The sequence below is a fragment of the Chryseobacterium tongliaonense genome, assembly GCF_041224435.1.
Taxonomy (GTDB): Bacteria; Bacteroidota; Bacteroidia; order Flavobacteriales; family Weeksellaceae; genus Chryseobacterium; species Chryseobacterium tongliaoense.
The window spans coordinates 82,154-94,783 of the sequence record NZ_JBGFFD010000003.1 but is presented as its reverse complement, the minus strand read 5'-3'; the positions used below and the strand labels follow the sequence as shown (position 1 = coordinate 94,783).

The window sequence follows — 12,630 nt, the reverse complement described above, 5'->3', positions numbered from 1 at the left end:
AAAATGAAAAATAAAAGTTAGATAGAATAAAGAAGTTGATCCGGCTTCTGATATCTAACTTCTAACATCGTAAAATAATGACAAAACTAAGTGTAAACATTAATAAAATTGCAACATTAAGAAATGCAAGAGGAGGCGAAACGCCAAGCGTAACGGAAGCTGCAATAAAAATTCAGGAATTCGGAGGACAGGGGATTACCATTCATCCGAGACCTGACGAAAGACATATCACAAGAAAAGATGTTTATGATCTGAAACCTTTGGTGACTACCGAATTTAATATTGAAGGAAATCCTCACCGCCCGTTTATCGATATGGTGCTGGAAGTAAAACCTGAACAGGTTACTTTAGTTCCCGATGCTGATGACGCTATTACTTCTAACGCAGGATGGGATACCAAAAGGCATCTGGATTTTCTTAAAGAGATCATTTCTGAATTTAAAAATGCAGGAATCCGTACGTCAATCTTCCTTGATCCAACTCCGGAACTTGTTGAATACGCTGCAAAAACAGGTGCCGAAAGAATTGAGCTGTACACGGAAGCTTATGCAAAAAATTACCCGATCAATAAAGAACAGGCTATAAAACCTTATTACGACACAGCTGTGGTTGCTGCAGATTTCGGTCTTGGACTGAATGCAGGGCACGATCTTAGCCTGGAAAATTTAAAATATTTTGCCGATACCATTCCGAATTTATTAGAGGTTTCTATCGGTCATGCTTTGGTTTCCGAAGCATTGTATATGGGATTGGAAAATACGGTTCAGGCTTATTTGAAGAGACTGGCTAAATGGTAGAATCAAAGTTAGAAATTAGATGCTAGAGATTAGAAATTAGTTTGAATGTATATAAAAATTGCATCTTACAGTACTAATTTCCGGTTTGCTAACTTCTAACCTCTCATTTCTAACTTCTTAATAAAAAAATATGGAAATTTTAAACTCAAAAATATTTGGCGAAAACCTTTCGTTCACACCACTTTTAGTATTTCACGGTTTATTCGGAATGCTGGATAACTGGGGAAGTTTCGGAAAAGATCTGGGTGAGTTTTTACCCGTTCACCTTATCGATCTGAGAAATCATGGAAGAAGCTTTCATTCCGACAGTATGTCACATGATGATTTAGCCGATGACATCGCTCATTATATGGAACATTACGGTATTGAAAAAGCCCATGTTCTGGGACATTCTTTAGGCGGAAAAGCAGTGATGCAATTTGCCATCAATTATCCCGAAAAAGTTGAAAAGCTGATCGTTGTCGATATTTCTCCTAAAGCTTATCCGCCACACCATCAGGGGATTATCAAAGCGCTGGAAACCGTTGATTTTGATACAGTCGGTTCCAGAGGTGATGTTGAAGCCGTTCTGACCCAATATATCCCGGAAAAATCTACGATTCAGTTTCTGGCTAAAAATTTATACTGGGATGATAATAAAAAACTGAACTGGAGATTTAATCTTAAAACTTTATCGGAAAAGTACAACGAATTTGTTTCCAATGCGATAAAATTTGGAGTTTTTGAAGGTGAGGCTTTATTCATTTCCGGAGAGAAATCCAATTATATTCTTCCACAGGATGAATTTGCGATTAAGCAGCAATTTCCGAAAGCAAAAATTATTAAGGTAAAAAATGCAGGCCATTGGGTTCAGGCAGATAATCCTGTTGAATTCAGTAATGTTGTTAAAGAATTTTTGAATTTAAATTAATATATTTTTCTTATTGTTGTGATTTAGTTAAAATTATCTTAAAAATGAATGTTATTTCTCTACATGTTGAAATTTTTACTACTTTAGGTATCTAAAAATTAAAAACTTTAACCATGAAAAACAAAAACAAGAAAAAACCATTTTTTGCTTCGTTTTTAGAGAAACAAGTTCAGGATCCTGAAAAGGTGACAGGCGGTGGCGGAATTGTTACTTCACCTGTTTCTGATGTTCTTACTCTTCCTACGAGAGATAATATTACTTCTCCTCTTGCAGACAATGTGACAACTCCGGGGAATGATAACGTAACGTTGAAATATCCTTCTGATAATGATGAGTCAGGTCCCGGGCCAATCCATCCGTTTGATCCTACATCACCCGTAGATCCGTTCTAATAGAAAAATTCTTCAAAATATTAATTTAAACTAAACCAAAACATTATGAAAAACAAGAGCTCAAAAAAGAAGCCTTTTTTCGCTTCATTCTTAGAAAAACAATTAAAAGATCCTCAAACTGTTACAGGTGGCGGACCTGATATTACAATCCCGGAAAGAGACGTTGTTACAAAACCGACTCTGGATATGGCTCAAACCATGAAATATCCGTCTGACGGTGATGATGATGTACCAACAGTATAAGGAATTGTTTGTATAAAAGATAAAGCATAACAATCATCAATAAAGGAAACTTACACTCTAAGTTTCCTTTTTTAATAAAAACAGGCAAATGATTCTCTGCATCACTCATTCTAATGATTTCTACAATATTGATATTTTTTTTGAATATCTCTCCTCTAAAAATATCTCTTATTTCAGATTGAATTCCGACCGTCTGAATCATCTTCAGAAAATAAATATCAATGAAAATTTTTTTGAGCTGACAGATGAATACGGAAATACCGTTGATTCCCGGAATATAAAAGCCGTATGGCACAGAAAAGGGTGGAGAATCAGTATTCCAGAAGAACTGGATGCAGAATATAAACAGATTTTTCTCAAAGAATATGCTAGCCTTCGCTACAATCTTCATACCTCTCTGGAAGATGTTCCCTGGATCAATCCTTATGAACAGGAGAAAAAAATAGACGGAAATAAAGTATACCAATTGAAAATTGCGCAGAAAAATAACCTGCTTATTCCCAAAACGCTCTTTTCAAATGATGAGGAAAAAATAACTTCCTTTTTTCACGAATACTGTAATGGAAAAGCTGTTGCCAAGCTTCATGGAGTCATTTCAAAATCTATGGATGGGGGAGACCTTCTTTCCACAACGATTATTGATGCGGATACCTTAGAGCATATCGCAGACATTGCTTATTGCCCGATGATTTTCCAGCCTTATATCGAGAAGGAATATGAATTAAGAATCGTCTATATTGACGGTGAATTTTTTACAGGAAAAATCAATAACAGCGAAAATGCAGACTGGCGTACAGGCCATAAAGATTATTTCTGGGTTTCCTATGACCTTCCGGAAGATATTAAAAAGAATCTTACCCTCATGATGAAGGAATTTGAGCTTTACATCGGAGCTATCGATATGATCAAAGGAAAAGACGGAAACTATTATTTTTTAGAAGTCAACCCACAGGGAGAATGGGGAATGCTGCAGAAAGAACTGAATTTTCCCATCGCGGAAAGAATTGCCGATAACCTTATAAAAAGAATGAAAACCAATGAACAATAAAATTTTAATCATAACCCATACCGCAGATAATTTTTCAATTGAAAAAGTAACTGAATATATTGCGAAAAACGGCTTTGAAGTGATCCGCTTTGATGTTGATCTGTACCCTTTGCAAAATAAATTATCAACCACATTTCAGGATGGCCAATGGATAAGCACCCTTGAAACACCCGATGCAAAGCACCGTTTAGATGATATTGCAGCAGTCTGGTACCGGAGAGCCTATAATATGGGAAACGGGCTTAAAGAAGAGCTGGATGCCAAGTTTTATGGCGCAGCAATGGGTGAAATACGCACTACACTTTTCGGATTCCTTGAATCGATTGATACCTATGCTTTAGGAAAGCCCAGTGTTTACCGAAGATTAGACAGTAAGGAAGAACAGCTGAAAATAGCGGATAAAATAGGCTTTAAAATCCCTGAAACCTGTATTACCAACAACCCTGAAGAAGCAAAAAGCTTTATCCTGAAACATCAGAATGTGATCGGAAAAATGCAGTCTGGTTTTGCAATTTATGAAGATGGGGTAGAGAGCGTCGTTTTCACGAATGTAATTGAAGAGGAAAAACTGGAAGATTTAGATTCTTTACTCTACTGCCCGATGCAGTTTCAAAAGAAAATTGAAAAGAAAAAAGAACTGAGAGTTACCGTAGTAGGCCGTGATGTTTACGCTTTTGAAATAGACTCCCAGAAATTTGATGACGCAAAAGTAGACTGGAGAAAAGACGGGGTAAACCTGATCGATAAATGGGTACCAACAGAACTTCCCGGAGATATCGAAGCTAAAATCCTTGAGCTTCTGGATGTGTACAACGTAGACTATGGCGCGATGGATATTATCGTTTCCCCTGAAGATGAGTATTATTTTATTGAAATCAATGCCGCCGGAGAGTTTTTCTGGCTAGATAACCTTACGGAAGAAAACCTCATTTCAAAAAGTATTGCAGATGTTTTATGCGATAAAGCCCCGAGAAGGAATAACATGGTTTTAGTCTGAAAAATATTTTATTACAAACCGGATCCCGGTACAAAAACTATTCATGAAATATTATTTTAACTGATATTATTGGTGAAATTAGATTGAATTGTGCTTTAAAAATCGCAAATTTGCAAAATTGGCTTTCCTCTGTTTTTAATGAAACGAGAATTGCCGAATAAGAAATATTGTCATAATTTAGTCAGCAATCAAGTAGAAAATAATTGATGGTTTTTGTAACGGGGGCAACCGGAATTTTGGGCAGAATAATCGTTTTGGAACTTCTAAAAAGAGGAAAAAACGTTCGTGCTGCCAAGAGACCCACAAGCAATTTAAACGAAGTAAAACATTCGTATGCATTTTATACGGAAAACCCCGGTGATTTTTTCAATAAAATTCAATGGGTCGATACCGATTTTGATGATATCAATTCTTTACAGGATGCATTGAAAGGAGTTGATGAGGTCTATCACTGTGCGGCAAAAGTGAGCTTTCACCCGAAAGATGAAAAAGAAATGTACCATACCAATATCAAGGGTACCGAGAATCTTTTGTTTGCGTGTGAAGGTTCTGAGGTGAAAAAATTCCTTCATGTAAGTTCTGTGGCGGTTTTAGACGGATTTAATGAAAAAGGGGAGCTGGATGAAGACTCCGAATTTAATCCTAAACTGGAACATCCCGCTTATGCCATTTCCAAACATTTATCTGAAATGGAAGTCTGGAGAGCATCTGCAGAAGGTTTGAATACCATTATCCTCAATCCCGGAATCATTATAGGAAGCGGAAACTGGAATCAAAGCAGCGGTGAGCTTTTTCACACTTTTGAAGATAACAGCTTTACCTTTTCAGGCGGTTCTTCTTACGTTGATGTAAGAGATGTTGCCGGCATTGCTGTAGAATTAATGGAAAAAAATATTTTCGGAGAACGCTTTATCCTTGTTTCCGAAAATAAAAAATACGCAGAAGTCGGGCATCAGATACGTGAAAAATTAGGACTGAAAGATGCTAAAATTCTGACAAAAACACAGTTAAACGCCGGAAGATGGGCGAATATCCTTTTCGGTTGGCTGATTCCTAAACTGAAGATCGTTACAAGATCAAATATTGAATCGATAACGTCATTCAACACCATTTCCAATCAGAAAATTAAAGAAAAGCTGGGATATCAGTTTATTCCCGTTCAGGAAAGTATTGATTTTCATCTCAACAATTATATTAACGACAAAAAGCTGAAGAAATAAATGAATCTTGCCGAGGCTATTATCCGTAAAAATGTAGAAAAGCATCCCGTAAAATCTGCAATAGGTTTTAAGAAGAAAGAAGTGTGGAAAGAACTGAGCTGGAAAAAATTCAGTGAAATGATCTTTAAAACGGCTAATGCACTGAAAAATGCAGGAATTCAGGAAAATGACAAAGTTGCCATCTATTCTGATAATTCTGCGGAATGGATGATCTTTGATTTGGCTTCACTGTCTATCGGGGCGATTACGGTTCCTATTTACTCAACCAATAATGCCGAACAGGCTGAATATATTATCAATGATTCCGGAACTAAAGCGGTTTTGGTGGGAGACCAGTCACAATATGATGCCTGTCTTGAGTTTTTGTTAAAAGAAGATTGCGATCTTCAAACCATTATTGTTTCTAAAAAAGCAGTCTGGATCAAAAAAGAACACAACAGCTTTTATCTTGAGGATTTCATTGCGAAGACGTCTTCAAAAATTGAGATCTGCAAAAAAGAATATGAAGATGTCGCAACATTAATTTATACTTCGGGTACTACAGGAACTCCGAAAGGAGTGATGCTTACCCACGGGAATTTTATTAAAGCTTTCGATGCCCACTTTGAATTTTTTAAATTTAAAAACTTCGAAGAAGAGCTTTCACTGGCATTTTTACCACTAAGCCACGTCTTCGAAAGAAGCTGGAGCCTGCTTTGCCTGTACGGCGGAGCAAGAGTTTATTTCCTTGAAGACCCGAAGAATATTGCAAAAGCTTTGGAAGAAGTAAAACCTACCATGATGTGCGCCGTACCAAGATTTTTCCAGAAAATTTATGCGGGAGTAAATGATATGGCCGCCGGAAGTTCTTCATTAAAAAAGAAAATTTTCAACTGGGCACTGGAAACAGGTAAACAAACTTCAGAATTCAGAAGAAATGAAAAACCGATTCCGTTTGGATTAAAGCTCAAAGAATCCATTGCAGATATGCTGGTTTTCAGTAAAATTAAAGAAAGAATGGGTGGTAGGCTCTGGTTTCTGCCTTGTGGCGGAGCTTCTTTATCTCCAGAAGTAACCCGTTTTTTTGAATCCGTGGGAATTCATGTAACTGTAGGCTACGGATTAACGGAAACTACAGCTACCCTTACTTTATTTCCTCTGACTCATTTTGAACACGGAACGAGTGGCAAACCCTTACCGGGAGTTGAAATCCGTATCGGAGAAAGTGATGAGATCCAGGCGAAAGGAAACGGAATCATGAAAGGATATTACAACAGGCCCGAAGATACAAAAGCAGTTTTTACGGAAGACGGTTGGTTTAAAACCGGCGATGCAGGTAAAATAGATGACAAAGGTAACCTGATTATTACAGACAGGATCAAGGACCTTATGAAAACATCTAACGGAAAATATATTGCACCACAGCAGATCGAAAATCTTCTGACCAACAATAATTATATTCAGCAGATTGTATTGATTGCGGAAGGAAGACAATTTGTTTCGGCCTTGATCGTCCCGAATTTTGAATTTCTGGAAGATTATATTAAGAAAAGTAATATTCCGTTTACGAATTGGGAAGAGTTGGTGAAGAAAGAAGAAATCATTCGTTTATATAAAGACAAGATCAGTGAGCTGGAACATGATTTATCTGATTTTGAAAAAGTGAAAAAATTCACATTGATGCCTTCGGAATTTGATATCAATACCGGAGAAATCACACCGACTTTGAAAGTAAAACGTAATGTAGTTCTTAAAAAATATGCTGATATTATTGAGAAGATGTATTAGCAGCCATCATCAGGAATGATACAGGCACATTTAAATTAAATTATGACAACACAGGAATTTCTAGGAAAACAAAATTTTACCATTCATACAGAAACCGTTTCGGAAAGCTGTCCTTCCAATATTGCCCTGATTAAATACTGGGGAAAATATGAAAACCAGATTCCGGCCAACCCAAGCATCAGCTATACATTAAATTATTGTAAAACCAATACCACAATGGAATTTCTGGCTGACGAACCTTTTTCTGTCCAGACTTTTTTAGCGGGAAATGAAGAAGTAAAATTTGCTGAGAAAATCGAGAAATATTTTAGGAATATTGAATCATATCTACCTTGGATTTTAAAAGGTAAATATATTATACGAACCGAAAATACATTTCCCCACAGTTCAGGAATTGCAAGTTCTGCTTCCGGATTCGGAGCGATTTCAAAATGCCTGATGAGACTGGATGAGATGTTTTCAGGGAAAAATTCTAATGAAGAGTCATTGAGAAAGGCATCATTCCTGGCAAGATTGGGAAGCGGAAGCGCATGCAGAAGTTTATATAACGGATTGGTGGTCTGGGGTGAATCTGATGAGGTTTCCGGAAGCTCGGATCTGTTTGCCGTACAATATCCTGATGCTGAAATTCATGATATTTTCAAAAGCATCAATGATTGGGTTTTATTGATTCATGAAGGCCAGAAAAGTGTTTCTTCCACGGTAGGTCATGGTTTGATGAAGTCTAATCCTTATGCGGAAAGAAGGTTTCAGGAAGCAAGAGAAAATTTTGTTCCGATGAAACAGATTTTGAAAGAAGGGGATATGCAAAGTTTTATTAAGCTTGTAGAGCACGAAGCACTTACTCTGCATGCCATGATGATGATGAGCGATCCTGCATTTATCCTGATGAAAGCAGGAACCCTGGAAGTGATCAATAAGATCTGGGATTTCAGAAGAGAAACAGAGCTTCCTTTATTCTTTACTTTAGATGCGGGAGCAAATGTTCATCTTTTATTCCCGGCTGATGGTTCTGAAGAAAAAATTAAAGCATTTATAGAAACCGAATTGCTGCAGCATACCCAGAAGAATGGAGTAGTGAAGGATATCATGAGATTTTAAATAATAAAGATATAAGGAAAACGGGCTTTAGTCTGTTTTTTTATTTTTAGCTCGCAGATTTGGGTGATTACGCAGATTATAGAAGTATCACCTGTGTAAATTTGTGTAATTCGTGGTTAAAAATTACATAACTATTTTTTATGGTTTATAATGAGTACCTGGTTTCCTTTAGATAAATTTGTCTTTTTTCTCGCCGGTTGGGCAGATAAAGTAGATTGAAAACATTCACTTATGTGTATAAAAATATATTAATCTTCAGTCACCACCGCATCACGGTCTCCATCTTCTATCTTTCCCTCCCGGATTATTTCTTCTGCCTCCGCTTTTTCTCCGGAAGTAGCTTCTTCCACTCTTTCTTCTTGCTCATTGTTATGATGATCAATGAAAAATTCACAATAGACAGGAAGATGATCAGAACCGAAATTCTCAAGTGTTTTCAACTGTTTAATAAAAATATTTTCACTATGGAACATCAGATCGATAGGAAATCTGAGCATACGGTATTTGGCGTGAAAAGTAGAAACAAAGGCACGTCCGATTCTCGGATCTATCAAATGGCTTGTTTTCCTGAATAATATCGAAGATTTAGACCAGGCTACATTATTAAAATCCCCTACAACAATTACCGGGATCTGAATATCTTTTACCCGTTTTGCCGTACTCAATAGGTCACCATCTCTTTCTTTTGAAGTTTCTTCTTCAGTGGGGCTCGGAGGTGGCGGATGAACTCCGAAAAATACGAACGAAAAACCATCTTCAGTTTTTAGATGAATTTCAATACTCGGTATGTCATCGGCAACAAAATAATGGGTTTTAGCATTCTTGATTTCTATTTTAGAGTAAAAATGCATGCCATAGGTATTTTCAAGTGTTACCTTATGGTGATAAGAATAGTCTTTTTCAAGTACACGTAAAGCCTTTTCCCAATCCTGATTGCTTTCCATGGTCATGAAAATCTCAGGCTGATGGTTTTTTACCAATGAAATAAATTTGTCATAGTCTTTATTGAACTGATAAACATTGGCAGAGATAAAATGAATCTTCCGGGAAGATTTATGACACTGATTATGCTTTTTTACGGGATATAGTGGAGTATATTTCACCAGGGTAATTCCATGATGAACAAACATTAAGCCTAAAAGTCCCTGAAAATACCAGATGTTTTCTTCAGAATGTGACAGAAATCCTAAAATAAAAGTAATGACGATAAAATAGGTAATCTGTATCTTTCCAAATTCCGGAACCCGGAATACCCAATGTGAATTTTGAATTTTAGGTAAAAGAGTTAAGACGACCAATAATACAATTAAAAACAAATAAACATACCACATAAATCTTTGTATAGACGGATAAAATTAACTTATTTTTATAAAAATCCAAAAGTATTCATTATAAACTTTATTAATTATTGTATGGTTTAAAATATTAATTTTTCTAATTTTATGTTCAAGATTAAATTGATATTTCTAATGAATAAAATACTAGGTGTTACACTGCTATTATCTGCTCTTTGTTTCGGACAGCAATCCCAGAACCAGGACATTGAAAAGCCGATCCGGAACTTATTTCTGGCGATGAAAAATGCTGATCCGGAGCTGTTAAAGACTGTTTTTTCAGAAGGTGCAATTCTTCAGACCATCACAAAAGAAGGGACTGTTAAAAATGAAGATATAAAAGATTTTGTTGCTTCGATTTCCAAATACTCCAAAGATGATCTCGATGAAAGGATCACTATAGAAGCGATTCATAATGACGGCAGTCTGGCAAGTGTATTTACACCTTATCAGTTTTATTTTAAAGGGCAGTTTTCTCATTGCGGAGCGAATAGCTTTCAGCTGGTAAAGCAAAATGACGGCTGGAAAATACAGTACCTTATTGATACGAGAAGAAAAGAAAACTGTAAAAATTAAAAGAGTGAAAATCCATCATATTGCCATTATATGCTCAGACTATGAAGTCTCTAAAAAATTTTATACTGAAGTTTTGGGATTGAATATTATTCGTGAAGTATACCGTGAAGAAAGACAGTCTTATAAATTAGATCTTGCCATTGGTGACCATTATGTCATTGAATTATTTTCGTTTCCCGATCCTCCTGAAAGACCTTCTGGACCGGAAGCCTGTGGATTAAGGCATCTTGCATTTTCAGTAGAAAACGTAAGTGAAAAACGTTTGGAATTAATCGATAAAGGCCTGAACTGTGAAGGAATCCGCATTGATGAATTCACCGGAAAAGAATTTTTCTTTACCCGGGATCCTGATAAGCTTCCTCTTGAGTTTTATGAAATGTAATTTAGTGAGCGTAGCCTGTAAGAAAGCTGATGATCATAATGGCTAAAACAATTGAAGAAATGATCACATAAACGTAATCTTTTTCTTTTAAATACCCGATCCATGCAAAAACAATTCTCATTAAAGGAGTGACAATAAGCAGAAGGATTCCCAGCTGAATAATAGCCATTCCCTCTCCTTTACACAGGGTCGTCCAGAAATGACCCCAAACTTTTTCCGAGGATGTTCCCATGTCAAGGCTGGAATATTTTTTAGGCATTTTAAACCCTTCCAGGAATAGTTTTACAAAACCGATAAGCGATGTGATAACCGATAAAATAACACCCAGTCTCAGAAGATTTCCGACAGAGCGGTTTAAGTCCACATCGGTGAAGTTCTTTCTCATCTGAAGCTTTTATTTATACCGTTATACATCATATAAATTGACAGGATCGTGATCACAATCGCAAAGAAAGTTTTCAGTTTCTTTGTTTTGGAAACCATCAGTGTTTTTGAACCGATAAAGCTACCAACAACAACCCCGATCAATACGGGAGCAACAATCACTGGGATGATTTCCCCTCTCTGGAAATAGATCAAAGCACTCGCAACGGCAGTCACTCCGATCATGAAGTTACTGGTGGTTGTAGAAACTTTAAACGGAAGTTTCATCATATTGTCCATGGCCAATACTTTCAATGCTCCGGAACCGATTCCTAAAAGTCCGGACATTGCACCGGCAAACATCATCATGAAAAATCCGGGAACCGTATTTCTTGCAGAATAATTTTTAAGAACTCCTTTGTCAGGGAAAGTTCCGTATAACTTAAGCTTGTCTTCCAGGCTCCCTTTTATCAGAGGTTCCTGGTGGTCTGGCTTTCCTTTAAGATTTAAAATAACCGTCAGAAGCAGGATACTTGCAAAAATAATTCCGATCGTATTCGGATTCAGCATTCCTGAAACCAGAGCACCCATAATAGCCCCTGAAGTGGTGGCAATTTCTAAGAACATTCCGACTCTCATATTCGTAAAACCTTCCTTAACGAAAGCTACTGCAGCACCTGAAGAAGTACCGATAACGGAGATTAAAGAAGCACCGATTGCATAATGCATAGGAACGCCGAAACCCAGCGTTAATAAAGGGATAATAATGACCCCTCCTCCAAGACCCGTCAATGACCCCAAAAGGCCTGCCGAGATTGCTCCAAGGAAGAGAATGATGATTTCTGACATGCTACAAAGATAAAACTATTGCTGCTCTCTGCCAAACTTTAAATAAAGATAAATTTGACGTATTTTTGCAGAAATAAAAGTGAAATGAAACTATTCTATATCATCCTGGGAGCCACTCCCAAAGGTAGAAATATTGAACAGCATGATGTATTTTTCGGTATTGCGGAAAACCTTAAAGACCTGGTTCCGGATATGAAAGATTTCTGGAAGGAAGCGGATGGTAAAATTCATATTGACTGCTACCAGGAAGTAAAATTTGCTGACGGATATGAAGTGAAAATTGTTGAAAAAACAGATAAAGTTTCCGAAGATCAATTGTATTTTATTAACCTTGGCGGTTATAAAAAAGGATATTTTGAAGAATTTCATGAGCAACATCTGATGGTCGGTATTTCAATGGGAGAAATTGTGAAAAAAGCAAAAGCTACAGAATTCTATAAAACAATGGGATTTGAAAATGCAGTAAGCCATATTGATGATAAGCATGGGGTTGATATTGATGATATTTTTAATGTCAGTGATATTCTGCCTGAAAAAATGAAAGAAAAATATTCTATCGTTCTTGAAAAATCCGATGCTGAAATTCAGGAAAATACAATGGGATTGGGTTATCTGAATATTGATAAAATTTAAAATAAAAATCTAATTAAA

At 36.6% G+C, this 12,630-nt stretch carries 15 protein-coding genes; 12 read left to right on the top strand and 3 right to left on the bottom strand.

Annotated features, from left to right (window positions below):
* Positions 1–77: 77 nt before the first annotated feature.
* From AB8P06_RS07890 to AB8P06_RS07850, 9 genes are all read left to right on the top strand, one after another.
* On the top strand, positions 78–797 hold the full coding sequence (locus AB8P06_RS07890; protein WP_369840245.1) for a pyridoxine 5'-phosphate synthase: 720 nt from the start codon (positions 78–80) through the stop codon (positions 795–797).
* Positions 798–927: 130 nt separating this feature from the next.
* A complete protein-coding gene (locus AB8P06_RS07885) occupies positions 928–1,707 on the top strand; it encodes an alpha/beta fold hydrolase (protein ID WP_369840243.1) in 780 nt (259 codons plus the stop codon).
* Between the two features lie 113 nt (positions 1,708–1,820).
* Positions 1,821–2,099: a microviridin/marinostatin family tricyclic proteinase inhibitor gene (locus tag AB8P06_RS07880; RefSeq protein ID WP_369840241.1), complete on the top strand. Its 279-nt coding sequence runs from the start codon at positions 1,821–1,823 to the stop codon at positions 2,097–2,099.
* A 45-nt stretch (positions 2,100–2,144) separates the two neighbouring features.
* Complete coding sequence (locus tag AB8P06_RS07875; protein ID WP_007844891.1) at positions 2,145–2,342, top strand: microviridin/marinostatin family tricyclic proteinase inhibitor; 198 nt, start codon at positions 2,145–2,147, stop codon at positions 2,340–2,342.
* 88 nt (positions 2,343–2,430) lie between these two features.
* Complete coding sequence (locus AB8P06_RS07870; protein ID WP_369840239.1) at positions 2,431–3,390, top strand: MvdC/MvdD family ATP grasp protein; 960 nt, start codon at positions 2,431–2,433, stop codon at positions 3,388–3,390.
* Positions 3,380–4,387, top strand: a complete 1,008-nt coding sequence (locus AB8P06_RS07865; RefSeq protein WP_369840237.1) for an MvdD family ATP-grasp ribosomal peptide maturase — start codon at positions 3,380–3,382, stop codon at positions 4,385–4,387. The genes AB8P06_RS07870 and AB8P06_RS07865 overlap by 11 nt, the downstream gene beginning before the upstream one ends.
* A gap of 206 nt (positions 4,388–4,593) precedes the next feature.
* Positions 4,594–5,607, top strand: a complete 1,014-nt coding sequence (locus AB8P06_RS07860) for an NAD-dependent epimerase/dehydratase family protein (protein ID WP_369840233.1) — start codon at positions 4,594–4,596, stop codon at positions 5,605–5,607.
* The gene (locus AB8P06_RS07855) at positions 5,608–7,374 is read left to right on the top strand and encodes an AMP-dependent synthetase/ligase (RefSeq protein WP_369840231.1); all 1,767 of its coding nucleotides are present in this window, start codon (positions 5,608–5,610) and stop codon (positions 7,372–7,374) included.
* A 42-nt stretch (positions 7,375–7,416) separates the two neighbouring features.
* Positions 7,417–8,475, top strand: a complete 1,059-nt coding sequence (locus AB8P06_RS07850; protein ID WP_369840230.1) for a diphosphomevalonate decarboxylase — start codon at positions 7,417–7,419, stop codon at positions 8,473–8,475.
* A gap of 248 nt (positions 8,476–8,723) precedes the next feature.
* Here AB8P06_RS07850 and AB8P06_RS07845 read toward each other — a convergent pair whose 3' ends face one another.
* A complete protein-coding gene (locus tag AB8P06_RS07845; RefSeq protein WP_369840228.1) occupies positions 8,724–9,806 on the bottom strand; it encodes an endonuclease/exonuclease/phosphatase family protein in 1,083 nt (360 codons plus the stop codon).
* A 138-nt stretch (positions 9,807–9,944) separates the two neighbouring features.
* Here AB8P06_RS07845 and AB8P06_RS07840 point away from each other — a divergent pair, with 138 nt between their 5' ends.
* Both AB8P06_RS07840 and gloA2 read left to right on the top strand, forming a co-directional pair.
* Positions 9,945–10,385, top strand: coding sequence for a nuclear transport factor 2 family protein (locus AB8P06_RS07840; protein ID WP_369840226.1), 441 nt, complete (start codon positions 9,945–9,947; stop codon positions 10,383–10,385).
* Between the two features lie 4 nt (positions 10,386–10,389).
* Entirely contained in the window at positions 10,390–10,767 is a 378-nt protein-coding gene (gloA2, locus tag AB8P06_RS07835) for an SMU1112c/YaeR family gloxylase I-like metalloprotein (RefSeq protein ID WP_369840224.1), read from the top strand.
* A 1-nt stretch (position 10,768) separates the two neighbouring features.
* Here the strand turns inward: gloA2 and AB8P06_RS07830 are convergent, their stop codons facing one another.
* On the bottom strand, positions 10,769–11,152 hold the full coding sequence (locus tag AB8P06_RS07830) for a DUF1634 domain-containing protein (RefSeq protein ID WP_369840222.1): 384 nt from the start codon (positions 11,150–11,152) through the stop codon (positions 10,769–10,771).
* The gene (locus tag AB8P06_RS07825; protein ID WP_007844880.1) at positions 11,149–11,979 is read right to left on the bottom strand and encodes a sulfite exporter TauE/SafE family protein; all 831 of its coding nucleotides are present in this window, start codon (positions 11,977–11,979) and stop codon (positions 11,149–11,151) included. Before AB8P06_RS07825 ends, AB8P06_RS07830 begins: the two co-directional genes overlap by 4 nt.
* 84 nt (positions 11,980–12,063) lie before the next feature.
* On the opposite strand from AB8P06_RS07825, the gene AB8P06_RS07820 reads away from it, so the two are divergent.
* The gene (locus tag AB8P06_RS07820) at positions 12,064–12,612 is read left to right on the top strand and encodes a DUF1543 domain-containing protein (RefSeq protein ID WP_369840220.1); all 549 of its coding nucleotides are present in this window, start codon (positions 12,064–12,066) and stop codon (positions 12,610–12,612) included.
* The last annotated feature ends 18 nt before the right edge of the window (positions 12,613–12,630 follow it).